The 15,371-nt window shown below is 68.0% G+C and carries 12 protein-coding genes; 8 read left to right on the forward strand and 4 right to left on the reverse strand.

Annotation, left to right across the window (positions count from 1 at the left end; all coding sequences use genetic code 11):
* Window positions 1-96: 96 nt before the first annotated feature.
* Window positions 97-789, reverse strand: a complete 693-nt coding sequence (locus tag G3O06_RS31960) for a TetR/AcrR family transcriptional regulator (RefSeq protein ID WP_174974146.1) — start codon at window positions 787-789, stop codon at window positions 97-99.
* Between the two features lie 356 nt (window positions 790-1,145).
* Between G3O06_RS31960 and G3O06_RS31965 the strand changes: the two genes are divergently transcribed.
* The 8 genes from G3O06_RS31965 (at window position 1,146) to G3O06_RS32000 (ending at window position 11,888) form a co-directional block, all read left to right on the forward strand.
* Window positions 1,146-2,426, forward strand: a complete 1,281-nt coding sequence (locus tag G3O06_RS31965; RefSeq protein WP_174974144.1) for a Zn-dependent hydrolase — start codon at window positions 1,146-1,148, stop codon at window positions 2,424-2,426.
* A gap of 135 nt (window positions 2,427-2,561) precedes the next feature.
* On the forward strand, window positions 2,562-3,899 hold the full coding sequence (locus G3O06_RS31970; RefSeq protein ID WP_205818595.1) for an NAD(P)-dependent oxidoreductase: 1,338 nt from the start codon (window positions 2,562-2,564) through the stop codon (window positions 3,897-3,899).
* Window positions 3,900-3,963: 64 nt separating this feature from the next.
* On the forward strand, window positions 3,964-5,283 hold the full coding sequence (gene preA / locus G3O06_RS31975) for an NAD-dependent dihydropyrimidine dehydrogenase subunit PreA (protein ID WP_175000908.1): 1,320 nt from the start codon (window positions 3,964-3,966) through the stop codon (window positions 5,281-5,283).
* A 101-nt stretch (window positions 5,284-5,384) separates the two neighbouring features.
* Window positions 5,385-6,893, forward strand: a complete 1,509-nt coding sequence (locus tag G3O06_RS31980) for an NCS1 family nucleobase:cation symporter-1 (protein WP_174987157.1) — start codon at window positions 5,385-5,387, stop codon at window positions 6,891-6,893.
* A gap of 61 nt (window positions 6,894-6,954) precedes the next feature.
* Window positions 6,955-8,412 carry a dihydropyrimidinase gene (gene hydA / locus G3O06_RS31985; protein WP_205818596.1) on the forward strand — a complete coding sequence of 486 codons (1,458 nt, stop codon included), beginning with the start codon at window positions 6,955-6,957 and terminating at the stop codon, window positions 8,410-8,412.
* A gap of 346 nt (window positions 8,413-8,758) precedes the next feature.
* Window positions 8,759-10,033: a NupC/NupG family nucleoside CNT transporter gene (locus G3O06_RS31990; protein WP_174974135.1), complete on the forward strand. Its 1,275-nt coding sequence runs from the start codon at window positions 8,759-8,761 to the stop codon at window positions 10,031-10,033.
* Between the two features lie 38 nt (window positions 10,034-10,071).
* Window positions 10,072-11,388: a thymidine phosphorylase gene (gene deoA, locus G3O06_RS31995; RefSeq protein WP_205818597.1), complete on the forward strand. Its 1,317-nt coding sequence runs from the start codon at window positions 10,072-10,074 to the stop codon at window positions 11,386-11,388.
* Between the two features lie 110 nt (window positions 11,389-11,498).
* Complete coding sequence (locus G3O06_RS32000; protein ID WP_043185533.1) at window positions 11,499-11,888, forward strand: cytidine deaminase; 390 nt, start codon at window positions 11,499-11,501, stop codon at window positions 11,886-11,888.
* Between the two features lie 28 nt (window positions 11,889-11,916).
* Here G3O06_RS32000 and G3O06_RS32005 read toward each other — a convergent pair whose 3' ends face one another.
* From G3O06_RS32005 to G3O06_RS32015, 3 genes are all read right to left on the reverse strand, one after another.
* A complete protein-coding gene (locus tag G3O06_RS32005) occupies window positions 11,917-13,032 on the reverse strand; it encodes an aromatic ring-hydroxylating dioxygenase subunit alpha (protein ID WP_205818598.1) in 1,116 nt (371 codons plus the stop codon).
* A 245-nt stretch (window positions 13,033-13,277) separates the two neighbouring features.
* Window positions 13,278-14,021: a peptide-methionine (S)-S-oxide reductase MsrA gene (gene msrA, locus G3O06_RS32010; RefSeq protein WP_346779563.1), complete on the reverse strand. Its 744-nt coding sequence runs from the start codon at window positions 14,019-14,021 to the stop codon at window positions 13,278-13,280.
* Window positions 14,022-14,096: 75 nt separating this feature from the next.
* The coding region (locus tag G3O06_RS32015; RefSeq protein ID WP_205818599.1) for a thioredoxin family protein at window positions 14,097-15,371 on the reverse strand (1,275 nt) is incomplete at its 5' end.

The following is a 15,371-nucleotide window of genomic DNA, read 5'->3' on the forward strand; positions in this document are numbered from 1 at the left end:
CACGCGTAGTCCGCACGCCGCGATGCGTACGACGGGTATCGCACGGGAAACACCTGTGCGATACCCGTTTTGCTTTGGGCGGATCGCGTTGTCGCGCTACGCCTTCGCGTGCGGCGACACCGCCCCGCACGCGCGAATCACAAGCTGCACGACCTGCTCGGTCTTCTCGTCGAACGCTTTCTGCGTGAACGTACGCTTGCCGCTCAGCGCGCGGATCTGCGCATCGAAATCCGCGTAGTGCTGCGTGGTTGCCCAGATCAGGTACATCAGCGCATGCGCGTCGATCGGCGCGAGCAGCCCGCGCGCGATCCAGCCGTCGATGACCTTCACGCGCGTATCGAACCACGGCTTCACGCGTTCCGACAGGATGTCCTGCATGTGCTCCGCACCGTGGATGATCTCGTTGGCCCAGACCTTCGAGCCGAGCGGGCGCCGCCGCGACAGCGCCATCTTCGCGCGCACATAGCCGCCGATCGCTGCCACCGGATCGTCGTCGGCTTCGAATGTGCCGGCCGCGCGATGCCAGTCTTCGAACAGGTCGTCGAGTACGCGGCGATACAACGCGAGCTTCGTCGGGAAGTAGTAATGCAGGTTGGCTTTCGGCAGGCCGGCGCGCTCCGCGATCATCGCGGTGCTCGCACCGTCGAGCCCGCGTTCCGCGAACACGGCCTCCGCACAGGCGAGCAGATGCGCTTCGTTGGACTCGCGGATGTGCGCCTTGCGTCGCCGCAAAGGCGCGGGCGTTTCGTCGCTGTCGGTGGCTTCGGTTGCCGCCTCGTCATGTGTCATCGTTGCCCTCGCGCGGCGGGCGTGCCGCGTTGGGCTTCATTCTAGCCGCTGATTCGCATCGAACGCACGTGTGCGGACATTGCGCATTCATCGCCATGCTGCGTTGCGATGGCACGTTTCTCGCTCTATTCACTCACGCAAGAAAGACATTGATTTGGTCATTTTGATCGTCTAAAACCTGTCCAATCGGACAGGATTCGACGAACGGCAAAAGCCTTTCATCCCGATTCGTCGGACGATCTTCGCGAACGACCGGGGCATGCACCGCGCTTGGGCGGCGTTGCCCCGAAACAGGCAGGACACGCACCGGCACAGACCGGGCTGACGACATCACCGACCCCACAGGAGCGATACGAATGGACGCGGTATCGGAAACAGTGAAGCGGGCAGCTTTCGACACGTCGATCAAGGTCGACGGCAAGCGGTTGTGGGAAAGCCTGATGGAAGTCGCGAAGATCGGTGCGACGCCGAAAGGCGGCGTTTGCCGCCTCGCGCTGACCGATCTCGACAAGGCCGGCCGTGACCTGATCGTCGGCTGGGCGAAGGCCGCCGGCTGCACGGTGACGGTCGATACGATGGGCAACGTGTTCATGCGCCGCGCGGGCCGCGTGGCCGATGCCGCGCCGGTCGTCACGGGTTCGCACGCGGATTCGCAGCCGACGGGCGGCCGCTTCGACGGCATCTACGGCGTGCTCGGCGGCCTCGAGGTGATTCGCAGTCTCAACGATCACGGCATCGAGACCGAGCATCCGGTCGAGGTCGTGATCTGGACCAATGAAGAAGGCTCGCGCTTTGCGCCCGCGATGGTCGCCTCAGGCGTGTTCGCGGGCGTCTTCCCGCTCGAATACGGGTTGTCGCGCAAGGACGTGGACGGCAAGACGATCGGCGAGGAACTGGCGCGCATCGGCTACGCGGGTGACGTGCCGTGCGGCGGGCGCAAGCTGCATGCGGCGTTCGAACTGCATATCGAGCAGGGGCCGATTCTAGAGGCGGAGTGCAAGACGATCGGCGTCGTGACCGACGCGCAGGGGCAGCGCTGGTACGAGATTACGTTCACTGGCCAGGAAGCGCACGCGGGGCCGACGCCGATGCCGCGTCGCCGCGATGCGCTGCTCGGCGCATCGCGCGTGGTCGATCTCGTCAACCGGATCGGCCTCGATCATGCGCCGTTCGGCTGCGCGACGGTCGGCATGATGCAGGTCTACCCGAACTCGCGCAACGTGATTCCCGGCCGCGTGTTCTTCACCGTCGATTTCCGTCATCCGGACGACGCGGTGCTCGCGAAGATGGATGCCGCATTGCGCGATGGTGTGGCGCGCATCGCGGCCGACATCGGGCTCGAGACCGAACTCGAGCAGATTTTCTATTACAAGCCGGTCGCGTTCGACGCTGCCTGTGTGGAAGCCGTGCGCAGTGCGGCCGATCGTTTCGGCTTCTCGCATCGCGACATCGTGTCGGGTGCCGGCCACGATGCGTGCTACCTCGCGCAGGTCGCGCCGACGTCGATGGTGTTCGTGCCGTGTGTCGACGGCATCAGCCACAACGAGATCGAGGACGCGACGCCCGCATGGATCGAGGCCGGCGCGAACGTGCTGCTGCACGCGATGCTGTCGCGCGCATGCGAGCCGGCTTCATGACGCCAGGACCGTAGCAGCCGGCAGGCTGCTCGACGCCTGACAGCCTGACCGTAGCATTCCTAAGAACGACCGCCCCGACTGTGCATTCACAGCCGGCGGGGACGGCTTTGTCTCCACCCAGTCGAAGGAACGCGTATGACCACCAAGCCAACCGGCGATATCGCCGCGCATCGCCTGTCGTCCACGCAACTCTCGTGCGAATTCACCGATATCGCGCCGCTGCTCGATCCGACGGCCGCCGCGGCCGCCGCCAGCCGCTGCCACTACTGCTACGACGCGCCGTGCGTGCAGGCCTGCCCGACGCAGATCGACATCCCGAGCTTCATCCGCAAGATCGGCAACGGCAACCTGAAGGGCGCCGCGACCGACATCCTGTCGGCGAATCCGCTGGGCGGGATGTGCGCACGCGTGTGTCCGACCGAGATCCTGTGCGAGGGCGCATGCGTGCGCAACCACCAGGATGCGCAGCCCGTCGCGATCGGCGCGCTGCAGCGGCACGCAACCGACTGGGCGATGGAGACCGGCGCGGTGCGCTTCACGCGCGCGCCCGACACGGGCCGCCACGTCGCGGTGGTCGGCGCGGGTCCGGCCGGGCTCGCGTGCGCGCACCGGCTCGCGCTCGCCGGGCACCGCGTCACGCTGTTCGACGCGCGCCCGAAGGCAGGCGGCCTCAACGAATACGGGATCGCCGCCTACAAGACGGTCGACGATTTCGCTCGGCGTGAAGTCGAGTGGCTGCTGTCGGTGGGCGGCATCATGCTGAAAACCGGCGTCGCGCTTGGCCGCGACATCACGCTCGACGCGCTGCGTGAGCAGCACGACGCGGTGTTTCTCGCGATGGGCCTCGGCGGCGTGCGCGCGCTCGCGATCGACGGGGAGCAACTCGCCGGCGTGATGAATGCGGTCGACTTCATCGAGCAGGTGCGGCAGGCCGATGCACTGGAGAACGTGCCGGTCGGGCGGCGCGTGGTCGTGATCGGCGGCGGCAATACGGCCATCGATGCGGCGGTGCAGAGCCGCAAGCTCGGCGCCGAGCGCGTGACGATGGTGTACCGGCGCGGTGTGGACGCGATGAGCGCGACGTGGGCCGAGCGCGAGTTTGCGCAGAAGAGCGGCGTCACGCTCGTCACGCACGCGAAGCCCGTGCGCATGGCGGGCGCGAACGGGCAGGTGACGGGTGTCGAGTTCGAGGCGGCATCGGGCGAGCGCTTCACAGTCGATGCGGACATGGTGCTGAAGGCGATCGGCCAGACGCTGGTGCCGGACGGCATCGACGCCACGCTGCTGACGGCGGACGGCGCGCGCATCGCGGCGGACGCGGACGGGCGCACTGGATGGCCCGACGTGTGGGCCGGCGGCGACTGCGCGGCGACGGGCGGCGTCGACCTCACGGTGCAGGCCGTGCAGGACGGCAAGCGCGCGGCCGCGTCGATCGACGCGGCGCTCGCGCTACGCGACGCGAAGGCTGCGTGACCGCGCAACGCGCGTCACACGCCACGAGCACAACGAACACGACCCCACTCTCACGGAGCCGAACATGGCCGACCTTCGCTGCACCATCGCGGGCATCACTTCGCCGAATCCCTTCTGGCTGGCATCCGCGCCGCCGACCGACAAGGCCTACAACGTGAACCGCGCGTTCGAGGCGGGTTGGGGCGGTGTCGTCTGGAAGACGCTCGGGCTCGATCCGCACGTCGTCAACGTCAGTTCGCGCTACGGCGCCGTGCAGTGGAACGGCCAGCGCATCGCGGGGCTGAACAACATCGAGCTGATCACCGACCGTCCGCTCGACGTGAACCTGAGAGAGATCGCGCAGGTGAAGCGCGACTGGCCGGATCGTGCGCTGATCGTGTCGCTGATGGTGCCGTGCAACGAGCGCGACTGGAAATGGATCCTGCCGCTCGTCGAGGATACGGGCGCCGACGCGGTCGAGCTGAACTTCGGCTGCCCGCACGGGATGAGCGAGCGCGGGATGGGGGCGGCAGTCGGACAGGTACCCGAATATGTGGAGATGGTCACGCGCTGGGTGAAGGAGGGCACGAAGCTGCCGTGCCTCGTGAAGCTCACGCCGAACATCAGCGACATCCGGATGGGGTCGCGCGCCGCGTACAAGGGCGGCGCGGACGGCGTGTCGCTGATCAACACGATCAACTCGATCGTCGCGGTCGATCTCGACCACATGGCGCCGATGCCGACCGTCGACGGCAAGGGCACGCACGGCGGCTATTGCGGCCCGGCGGTCAAGCCGATCGCGTTGAACATGGTCGCGGAGATCGCGCGCGATCCGGAAACGCCGAACCTGCCGATCTCGGGCATCGGCGGCATCTCGTCATGGCGCGACGCGGCGGAGTTCATGGTGCTCGGCGCCGGCAGCGTGCAGGTGTGCACCGCCGCGATGCATTACGGCTTCCGGATCGTGTCGGACCTGGCCGACGGGCTGTCGAACTGGATGGACGAGAAGGGCTACGCGACGCTCGACGACATCCGCGGCCGCGCGGTGCCGAACGTGACCGACTGGAAATACCTGAACCTGAAGTACGACATCAAGGCGCGCATCGACCAGGACCGTTGCATCCAGTGCGGGCTGTGCCATATTGCGTGCGAGGACACGTCGCACCAGGCGATCACGGCGACGAAGGACGGCGTGCGGCACTTCGAAGTGGTCGATTCGGAATGCGTCGGGTGCAATCTTTGCATGCACGTGTGTCCGGTCGAGCAATGCATCACGATGGAGCGTGTCGATTCGGGCGATTACGCGAACTGGACCACGCATCCGAACAATCCGGCGAGCGCGGACGCGGGTGCGGGTGCAGGTGCTGCGGCAGCACCCGAGAAGCACGCGAAGAAGGCTGCTTGACCGGCGTCCGGCGGCGCGGGCCTTCCTGCACCGCCGTTTTTCGTTCCACCCGGGCCGGCATCGCAGGATGCCGGCGCTGACGTTTTCGTGGAGTGAGTTCGATGAATCACGCAGCGAATCCCGCCGATCCCGACAGCGCCGCGGCGCAGGGCGGCAGCCTGTACAACGACGACCTCGCGCCGACGACGCCGGCGCAGCGCACGTGGAGGTGGTACCACTTCGCGGCGCTATGGGTCGGGATGGTGATGAACATCGCGTCGTACATGCTCGCGGCCGGGCTGATCCAGGAAGGCATGTCGCCGTGGCAAGCGGTGACGACCGTGCTGCTCGGCAACCTGATCGTGCTCGTGCCGATGCTGTTGATCGGCCATGCGGGCGCGAAGCACGGGATTCCGTACGCGGTGCTCGTGCGTGCGTCGTTCGGCACGCAGGGCGCGAAGCTGCCGGCGCTGTTGCGCGCGATCGTCGCGTGCGGCTGGTACGGGATCCAGACCTGGCTCGGCGGCAGTGCGATCTATACGCTGCTGAACATCCTGACCGGCAACGCGCTGCACGGCGCGGCGCTGCCGGTCATCGGCATCGGGTTCGGGCAGCTCGCGTGCTTCCTCGTGTTCTGGGCGCTGCAGATCTACTTCATCTGGCACGGCACCGATTCGATCCGCTGGCTCGAAAGCTGGTCCGCGCCGATCAAGGTCGTGATGTGCGTGGCGCTCGTGTGGTGGGCGACGTCGAAGGCGGGCGGCTTCGGCACGATGCTGTCGGCGCCGTCCCAGTTCGCGGCGGGCGGCAAGAAGGCCGGGCTGTTCTGGGCGACCTTCTGGCCGGGCCTGACCGCGATGGTCGGCTTCTGGGCGACGCTCGCGCTGAACATTCCCGATTTCACGCGCTTCGCGCATTCGCAGCGCGACCAGATGATCGGGCAGTCGATCGGGCTGCCGCTGCCGATGGCGCTGCTGTCGGTGGTATCGGTCGTCGTGACGTCGGCGACCGTCGTGATCTACGGCAACGCGATCTGGGATCCGATCGACCTGACGAGCCGGATGACGGGTATCGGCGTGGGCATCGCGCTCGTGATCCTCACGCTCGACACGATGTGCTGCAACCTCGCCGCGAATCTCGTCGGTCCGGCCTACGACTTCTCGAGCCTGTGGCCGAAGGCGATCTCGTACCGCACGGGCGGGATGATCACCGCGACGATCGCGATCGTGATGATGCCGTGGAAGATCCTCGCGACGACGGACGGTTACATCTTCACCTGGCTAGTCGGCTATTCGGCGCTGCTCGGGCCCGTGGCGGGGATCCTGATGGTCGACTACTTCCTGATTCGCGGCACGCGGCTCGACACGCGCGCGCTGTTCGACGAGCGCGGCGGCTTCAGCTACGCGCGCGGCTGGAATCCGGCCGCGCTGGCCGCGCTCGCGGTCGGCGTGCTGCCGAACCTGCCCGGCTTCCTGCACACGGCCTTTCCGGCGTCGTTTCCTAACGTGCCGGCGTTCTTCAACACGCTTTACACGTACGCGTGGTTCGTCGGCCTTGTGCTGGCGTCGTGCGTGTACGGCACCTGGATGAAGTGGCGCGCCGGACAGCGCGCGCAGATCGCGAGCGCATGACGCACAGGATGCGTGCGATGCATGTGATGCGGCACCCGACAGTCAACGAGGAGGCAACCCAATGGCAATCCTGATTCGTGGCGGCACCGTGGTCGATGCGGACCGTTCCTACCGCGCGGACGTGCTCTGCGCAGCCCCGGAGGACGGCGGCACGATCCTGCAGATCGCAGAGCAGATCGATGCACCGGCCGGCGCGACCGTCGTCGACGCGCACGACCAGTACGTGATGCCGGGCGGCATCGATCCGCATACGCACATGGAACTGCCGTTCATGGGCACGACCGCGAGCGACGATTTCTACTCGGGCACGGCCGCCGGGCTCGCGGGCGGCACGACGAGCATCATCGACTTCGTGATTCCGAGCCCGAAGCAGCCGCTGATGGACGCGTTCCAGGCATGGCGCGGCTGGGCCGAGAAGGCGGCAGCGGATTACGGCTTCCACGTGGCCGTGACGTGGTGGGACGAGAGCGTGCATCGCGACATGGGCACGCTCGTGCGCGAGCATGGCGTGTCGAGCTTCAAGCACTTCATGGCGTATAAGAACGCGATCATGGCCGACGACGAGGTGCTCGTGAACAGCTTCTCGCGTGCGCTCGAACTCGGTGCGCTGCCGACCGTGCACGCGGAGAACGGCGAGCTCGTGTTCCAGCTGCAGAAGGCGCTGCTCGCGCGCGGGATGACGGGGCCGGAGGCGCATCCGCTGTCGCGGCCGCCGGAGGTCGAGGGCGAGGCCGCGAACCGCGCGATCCGCATCGCGCAGGTGCTCGGCGTGCCCGTGTATATCGTGCATGTCTCCGCAAAGGATGCGGTCGACGCGATCGCGCGTGCGCGCAGCGAAGGGCTGCGCGTGTTCGGCGAGGTGCTGCCGGGCCACCTGGTGATCGACGAGGCTGTGTATCGCGATCCGGACTGGACGCGTGCGGCCGCGCACGTGATGAGCCCGCCGTTCCGCTCCGCCGAGCATCGCGAGGCGCTGTGGCGCGGGCTGCAGGCGGGGCAGCTGCATACGACGGCAACCGACCACTGCGTGTTCTGCGCGTCGCAGAAGGCGATGGGCCGCGACGATTTCACGAAGATCCCGAACGGCTGCGGCGGTGTCGAGGATCGCATGTCCGTGCTGTGGCATCACGGCGTGAATCACGGCCGCATCACGCCGAACGAGTTCGTGCGGATCACGTCGACGAACGCCGCGCAGATCTTCAACCTGTATCCGCGCAAGGGTGCCGTGCAGGTGGGCGCCGATGCCGACCTCGTCGTGTGGGATCCTGCCGCGACGAAGACGATCTCGGTGAAGACCCATCACCAGCAGGTCGACTTCAACGTGTTCGAGGGGATGACGGTGCAGGGCGTCGCGACGCACACGCTCACGCGCGGCGCACTCGCGTGGGCCGACGGCGATCTGCGCGCCGTGCGCGGTGCGGGCCGCTACCTGAAGCGCCCGCCGGCGGCCAGCTACTACGAGGCCGCGCGGATCGCGAACCGGCTGCGCGAACCGCATCCGGTCAAGCGCGCCGGCTGAACCTCGCGTATCGCACGGGGCGTGTCGGGTCGAACGGCACGCCCCGTGCTTTTGAGCCTGCTTTCCCGTTCGTGCCGGCACCGCTCCGGCCTGAACCTGCCCCCTCTCCGCATCCCGCCAATTCTCTCAATATATGGGACGGATTGCGCGTGATGCCGTCTTTCCGATCTCCAGGTACATAGAAGAACTGAGCAAATCGACGCGACACGCGACGGCGCGCAAACGCGGCCATTTTGTTTGCGTTGTCGGCGTGCATGGCGGCGAGTAATATCCACCGACGGCGTTGCGCAGGCGTGCCGGGCCGCCCGCCGAACAGTCCAACAACATTGAGAGCAAGGAGTACGAGGTGGATATTCTGCGCAGTCTCCTGGGTATGCTGTTCCTGCTGCTGGTTGCCTATCTGCTGTCGAACAACCGGCGCGCGGTGAGCCGCCGGACCATGATCGCCGCGCTGTGCACGCAGCTGGCGATCGGCGCGCTGGTGCTGTTCGTGCCGTCGGGCCGCACGGCGCTGGCGGCAGCCGCGAACGGTGTCAATCGCGTGCTCGACATGGGCAATCACGGCATCGCGTTCGTATTCGGCGGGCTGGTCGACAGCCGGATGTTCCAGCTGTTCGGCGACGGCGGGTTCGTGTTCGGCCTGCGCGTGCTGCCGATGATCATCTTCGTGACCGCGCTGATCGCGGTGCTGTACTACATCGGCGTGATGAAGTGGATCGTCGCGATCCTCGGCGCGGCGCTGGCGAAAGTGCTCGGCGTGAGCCGCATCGAGGCGTGCTCGGCGGTGGCGACGATCTTTCTCGGGCAAAGCGAGATGCCCGCGCTCGTGAAGCCGTTCGTGCGGAACATGACGAGCGCCGAGATCTTCACGGTGATGGCGAGCGGCATGGCGTCGGTCGCGGGATCGGTGCTGGTCGGCTACGCCGGCCTTGGCGTGAAGATGGAATACCTGCTCGCCGCGTCGTTCATGGCGGTGCCCGGCGGGCTGCTGTTCGGCAAGCTGCTGTATCCGACGGTCGAGCCGAGCCGCGTCGTGGTCGACGGGCTCGACTTCGACGACAAGCGCGCCGCCAACGTGATCGAGGCGGCGGCGTCCGGTGCGGCGGTCGGGATGCGGATCGCGATCAACGTCGGCGCGATGCTGATCGCGTTCGTGGGGCTCATCGCGCTGATGAACCTCATCGTCGGCGGCGTGGCCGCGTTCGCGGGCTTTCCGCAGATCACGCTGGTGGGTATCATCGGCCACCTGTTCGCGCCGCTCGCGTGGATCATCGGCGTGCCGTGGCACGACGCGACACTGGCCGGCAACTTCATCGGCGAGAAACTGATCTTCAACGAGTTCGTCGCGTATGGCGACCTGTCGCCGTACCTGAAGGGCGGCGAGCACGTCGCGGCCGCCGGCCTGCAGGTGCTCGACCCGAAGACGCTCGCGATCGTGTCGTTCGCGCTGTGCGGCTTCGCGAACTTCTCGTCGATCGCGATTCTCGCGGGCGGCTTCAGCGCGGTCGCGCCCGAACGCCGCTCGGAAGTCGCGCGGCATGGCCTGCGCGCGCTGACGGCCGCGACGCTGTCGAACCTGATGAGCGCCGCGATCGCCGGCCTGTTCTTTTCCCTGCATTGAGCCCGAAGCGGCCACTGACCGATCGAGGAGAGGCAACGATGTTTTTACCGCAGGAATTCATTCGCCAGAAGCGTAACCGGCAGCCGCTCGATCGCGACGGGATCGCCGCGTTCGTGCGCGGCGTGACCGACGGCAGCGTGACCGAAGGCCAGGTGGCCGCGTTCGCGATGGCGGTGTACTTCAACGACCTGAGCGTCGACGAGCGCGTTGCGCTGACGCTCGCGCAGCGGGACTCCGGCGACGTGCTCGACTGGCGTGCGCTCGAGCTCGACGGGCCGGTGATCGACAAGCATTCGACCGGCGGCGTCGGCGACGTCGTGTCGCTGATGCTCGGGCCGATGGTGGCCGCGTGCGGCGGCTACGTGCCGATGATCTCGGGGCGCGGGCTCGGCCATACCGGCGGCACGCTCGACAAGCTGAGCGCGATTCCAGGCTATGACGTGACGCCCGATACGGACGCGTTTCGACGCACGGTGCGCGACGTCGGTGTCGCGATCATCGGGCAGACCGCGCGGCTGGCGCCGGCCGACATGCGCATCTATGCGATTCGCGACGTGACGGCGACCGTCGAGTCGGTCGCGATGATCACCGCGTCGATCCTGTCGAAGAAGCTCGCGGCCGGTCTCGACGGGCTCGTGATGGACGTCAAGGTCGGCTCCGGCGCATTCATGCCGACCGCCGAGCAGTCGGCGGAACTGGCCCGCAGCATCGTCGACGTCGGCAACGGCGCCGGCATGAAGACGACCGCGATCCTCACGGACATGAACCAGTCGCTCGCGCCGTGCGCGGGCAATGCGCTCGAAGTGGCATGCGCGATCGACTACCTGACGGGCAAGTCGCGTCCGGTGCGCCTGCATGACGTCACGATGGCGCTTTCCGCGGAGTTGCTCGTCACCGGCGGGCTGGCACGCGACGTCGCAGACGCGCGCGCGAAGTTGCAGCACGCGCTCGATTCGGGTGCGGCGGCGGAACGCTTCGCGAGGATGGTCACGGCGCTCGGCGGCCCTGCAAACCTGATCGATGCGCCCGCACGTTATCTCGCGCGGGCGGAGGTGATCGTGCCGGTTCCGGCGCGCGCGAGCGGCGTGGTGCAGCGGGTCGATTGCCGCGCGCTCGGGCTGGCGGTCGTCGCGCTCGGCGGCGGCCGCACGCGCGCGGCGGATGCGATCGACTACAGTGTCGGCCTGACGGCGCTCGCGGAGATCGGGCAGCGTGTCGACGCCGGCCAGCCGCTCGGTTACGTGCATGCCCGCGACGCTGCCTCGGTGGCGCACGCGGTGGACGCGATCCAGCGCAGCTACGTGCTGGGCGAGACGGGCGACGCGCCGCCGACCATTTATCAGCGGATCGGCTGATCCGATCGCCGGTGCCGACACTGGCGATCGCTTCACGTCACGGGCGCATCGTGACGGCCGGGATGCAGCCGCGCCGAACTATCCCGGCACACAATCGGAGGCACGACGAAATGGAACGACACGAACTGATCGAAGCGGCGAAGGCGGCGCGCGAACGCGCGTACGCGCCGTATTCGCGCTTCAAGGTCGGCGCGGCCCTGCAGGCGCGCGACGGAACGATTTTTCACGGCTGCAATGTCGAGAACGCGTCCTACGGACTCTGCAATTGCGCGGAACGCACGGCGATGTTTTCGGCCATCGCCGCCGGTTATCGTCCGGGGGATTTCACGCGGCTCGCGGTCGTGGGCGACACCGACGGCCCGATCGCGCCGTGCGGCGCGTGCCGTCAGGTGATCATCGAGATCGGCACGCCCGACATCGAAGTGATCCTGGCCAACCTGAAAGGGGCCGTCGAGGTCACGACGGCCCACGCATTGCTGCCGGGCGCATTCCGGTTGTAACGGCGCGCGCGATGGCACGCCACTCGCATCACGCGCCGTCGCGCGCGTCGCGGATCGGAATCACCGTGCGCGCGCCGCACTGGCGCAGCAGGTCGCGCAGCTCGTTGATGACCGGAAACACCTCGTGGTTCCAGTCGGCGCCTTGGGCGTCGTGCGCTTCCTGCTCGCGCTCGACGATCCAGCGATCCTCGCGGAAGATGCGCTCGGTGAACCAGACGAGCAGCGGCCACGCGAGATCGAGCGCGAACGGGATGCCGGGCTTGTGGATCGACAGCAGTCCGAACGTGCGGTTGGTGCGCTGCTCGGCGTCGAGCGGCACGTAGACGATCCACAGGTCCATCACGAGCGTGCCCTCGCTCGAGCGGATCTGCAGTGTCTGGTACGGATAGCCGGTGCGCACCGTCATCACGCTCTTGTCGGCCTGGTCGGCCGGCTTCTTGCTCGCGCCGAACACGAGTGCTTCGCCGACCGGCTGCTTGCCTTCCATTCGTGCGAACGTGTAGTCGACTTCGACCCAGTCGTCGCCGCGGCGCCGGCCGACCGAGCGCGCACGCATCTGACCCATCTGCTTGCGATGCAGGAACTGATGGTTCATGTCCATCAGGTTCTCGTGCATGAACGAGTAGTGGCACTTGACCTCGCGGCCGAAGCGGCGCGTCTTGAACGCGCGGTCGTCCGCCGATTCGAGTGCGGGGAACGGCCGCGTGTCGGCGAGCGTCGTGTCGCCCGGGAACACGAAGATCAGCCCGTGCGCTTCGCGGCAGGGATACGCGCGCACGCCGTTGGGCAAGCGCTCGCGGCCGAGGTACGGCACGTCGACGCAGCGGCCGCTGTCGCACGCGTAGGTCCAGCCGTGATAGCAGCAGCGCAGCGTCTCGCCGCTCACGACGCCTGCGTGCAGCGGCACCTGGCGGTGCGCGCAACGATCCTCGAGCGCGTACACGGCGCCGGATTCGGTGCGCACGAGCACGATCGGATCGCCGGCGAAGCGCACGCCGAGCGTCTTGCCGCGTTTCAGCTCGCGCGACCACGCGAGCGGGTACCAGTGATCGGGATGAATCGGCACGCGGCGCAGGTCGCGCACGGCCGAGCCGGAAGAGGGTTCTCCAAGGGTGCCGCTATCGGGGAAGGGCACTGCGCGCATGCGTGACGCCTCCAGGCTGGACTGGGATTCCGGGCGCCGCATGATGCGGCGGGGATCTGGAGAAGTCTACGCGAAGTTGCCGGTCGCGGCGGACGCGATGCGGGTTTGCCCCGGCACGGCGGCCGCGGTTTCGTTGATGCAACGCAAACCGGGCCGAAGGCGGCGCGTGCTGGCCGTGCGTAGCCGCACCGGCCCCGGCCCGGGCCGTGCGGCGGGCGTCACCCCGTCACGCGGCCGCTTGCCGGTCACGAGTGCGCATCGCGCCACAGTACCGCGTCGGTGCGGTACAGCGCCGGGAAGTGCTGCTTCAGCCCGGCGATCTTCGGCATGTCGTTGTACGCGATGTACGGCGCGTCCGGATGCAGCTCGAGGTAGTTCTGGTGATAGGTCTCGGCCGGGTAGAAGCCCTTGTAGTTTTCGACGCGTGTGACGACGGGCGCCGGAAACACGTGCGCGGTGCCGAGCTGCGCGATGTACGCGGTCGCGACCGTACGTTGCTGCGCGGTGGTGGGGAAGATCGCCGACCGGTATTGCGACCCTTCGTCGGGGCCCTGCCGGTTGAGCTCGGTCGGATCGTGCGCGACCGAGAAGAACACCTGCAGCAGCCGGCCGTACGTGATCTGGGTCGGGTCGTAGACGATGCGAACCGATTCCGCGTGCCCGGTCAGCCCCGAGCCGACGAGCGCGTAGTGTGCGGTTTCGGACGCGCCGCCCGTATAGCCGGCCGTGACCTGCTTCACGCCCTTCACGTGCTCGAATACGCCCTGCACGCCCCAGAAGCAGCCGCCGGCGAGCACGGCCGTCTCGTCGTGCGATGCGCCGGGCGTTTCGTCGAGCGTCGGCGCGGGCACGGTGCGCATCGGCTCGGCGGAATTGACGATGCGCTGGTAGCCGAACACGGCGGCGGCCGCGACGGCGATGGCGCCGATGCGGCGCAGCATCGCCGTGCGCCGTTGCGGCGCGGAACCGCGGGGGGAGGTGGTGTTCACGGTGTGCTCCTTCGAAAGGCGGTATGGAAAGCGGGTGGTCCGGAAGCGGCACCGGTGCGCCGCCTCCGGCCCGGATCAGCCGAACGTGAACGCGTACGCATTCACGCCGGGATCGAGAAACTCGATCGCAAACGTGCGGTCGGCGATCGCGCCGGGCTGGCGGACCAACTGGTACAGGCGCTGCCCGGTCACGGTGCCGTAGCCTTGCGCGTCGACGTCGGTGCCATGTGCGGCACCGGGCGCGGCGCCGTCGATCGTCACGCGAAAGCGCACGGGCTGGCCGTCGGCTCCCGGCCCGAGCACGAGGTGCAGGTCACGGGCGTGGAAGCGGTAGACGATTCGTCCCGACGGCGCGGCGAGTGACGCGCGTTCGGCGCCGACCTGCCACGTGCCGGCGAGGCCCCAGTCGTTGAGATCGGGGTGCGCCGGCGCGTCGTAGCGGTGCGCCGCATCGCGCACGACGCCGCCCGGCGACGTGAAGCTTTCCGCACGCGCATAGCCGACATAGGTTTCGGGCGAACGGACGTCCGCGGCGTCAGCCGCCGCGAGCGCACCCTTCGCCGGTGCACCGGCGAGCCCGAGCGGCACATTCAGCGCTTCCGGATGGCCGGCCTCGGCGAGCAGCGACTGGATCGCGCGCTCCGACTGCGCGTATTCGCCTTCGCCGAAGTGGTGATGGCGGATGCGCCCTTGCGCGTCGATGAAGTAGTGCGCGGGCCAGTATTCGTTGCCGAACGCACGCCAGATCGAATAACCGTTGTCGATCGCGACCGGGTAGCCGATGCCGAGGTCGTGCACGGCCTTCTTCACGTTGCCGATGTCGCGCTCGAACGCGAACTCGGGTGCGTGCACACCGATCACGACGAGCCCGTACGGCGCGTACTTGCGTGCCCAGGCGGTCGTGTACGGCAGCGTGCGCAGGCAGTTGATGCACGAATAGGTCCAGAAATCGACCAGGACGACCTTGCCGCGCAGGCCGGCCGCCGTCAGCGGCGGCGAGTTCAGCCACTGCACGGCGCCGTTGAGCGACGGCAGCGTGCCTTCGACGGGCAACGCGGCCGGCGTCGCGTTCGCCGCGCGCATCATCGCGCTGCCAGCCATCGCACCGCCGCCGGCCTGCGCGCCATCGGCAGCCGCGGCCATCATCGCGCCGCCGCTCGTGTCGTCGGTGGCGTTGCCCGTCGCGGCGGCCGCCGCCGGTGCGCCGTTCGAACGCCCGCCGAGCCGGTCGACGAGCTTCGTTTCGAGCCCGCCCGTCGTGACGGTCGACAACTGGGCGAGCGCACCCGTATCGAGGCCGAGCGCGATCGCGCCGACGCCGGCCAGGAGCGCCACGCCGATCCCGCGCTT

This window comes from Burkholderia sp. Ac-20345 (assembly GCF_017104825.1).
Lineage (GTDB): Bacteria > Pseudomonadota > Gammaproteobacteria > Burkholderiales > Burkholderiaceae > Burkholderia > Burkholderia lata_B.

Bases quoted from the DNA above. Each gene is read 5' to 3' on its own strand.
- G3O06_RS32000 (WP_043185533.1), top strand. From the start codon at position 11,499: ATGGAACGACACGAACTGATCGAAGCGGCGAAGGCGGCGCGCGAACGC.
- G3O06_RS31970 (WP_205818595.1), top strand. From the start codon at position 2,562: ATGACCACCAAGCCAACCGGCGATATCGCCGCGCATCGCCTGTCGTCC.
- G3O06_RS31965 (WP_174974144.1), top strand. From the start codon at position 1,146: ATGGACGCGGTATCGGAAACAGTGAAGCGGGCAGCTTTCGACACGTCG.
- G3O06_RS32005 (WP_205818598.1), bottom strand. From the start codon at position 13,032: ATGCGCGCAGTGCCCTTCCCCGATAGCGGCACCCTTGGAGAACCCTCT.
- G3O06_RS31980 (WP_174987157.1), top strand. From the start codon at position 5,385: ATGAATCACGCAGCGAATCCCGCCGATCCCGACAGCGCCGCGGCGCAG.
- preA (WP_175000908.1), top strand. From the start codon at position 3,964: ATGGCCGACCTTCGCTGCACCATCGCGGGCATCACTTCGCCGAATCCC.
- deoA (WP_205818597.1), top strand. From the start codon at position 10,072: ATGTTTTTACCGCAGGAATTCATTCGCCAGAAGCGTAACCGGCAGCCG.
- G3O06_RS31960 (WP_174974146.1), bottom strand. From the start codon at position 789: ATGACACATGACGAGGCGGCAACCGAAGCCACCGACAGCGACGAAACG.
- hydA (WP_205818596.1), top strand. From the start codon at position 6,955: ATGGCAATCCTGATTCGTGGCGGCACCGTGGTCGATGCGGACCGTTCC.